Here is a 508-nt window from a genome sequence, read left to right on the forward strand (position 1 = left end):
GTCCGATTCGCTTTGCCCCATCTCCACGCTTTGATATAAAGACCACTAGAAATTTTCTGAGATGTACCGATCAATGCAAATACGCCACTTCAACCGACTCAAGCGCAGCGTCCTACTTTTTGCTTCTGTGCTACTACTTTCTGCCTGCCAAATTGAGTCGCAGCCGAAAAGTGAATTCGAGAAAATCCAAGAGCGCGGAGTGCTACGCGTTGGCACGCTCAACAACCAACTCTCGTACTACATTGGTCCTGATGGCCCTGCGGGTTTGGATTATGAGCTAGCGCGTAAATTTGCAGAAGAGTTGGGCGTAAAGCTAGAAATCAAACCCGCTTTCAGACAAGCCGACCTTTTCCCTGCCTTAAAGAAGGGCGACATCGATATTATTGCTACGGGGCTTAATCAAACATCACAAGCCGTCAAGCGTTTTAGACCTGGCCCTGCTTATTATTATGTTAGCCAGCAAGTGGTCTACAAAAAGGGCCAGCTTCGTCCTCGTGATATTGAGCAG

At 47.8% G+C, this 508-nt stretch carries 1 protein-coding gene; it reads left to right on the forward strand.

The window, feature by feature from the left end:
• Nucleotides 1-73: 73 nt before the first annotated feature.
• Nucleotides 74-508 (forward strand): transporter substrate-binding domain-containing protein (locus R8O10_RS27725; protein WP_318192295.1); only part of this gene is annotated, 435 nt, incomplete at its 3' end.

It is taken from the genome of Vibrio sp. 1727 (assembly GCF_033344415.1).
GTDB lineage: Bacteria > Pseudomonadota > Gammaproteobacteria > Enterobacterales > Vibrionaceae > Vibrio > Vibrio alginolyticus.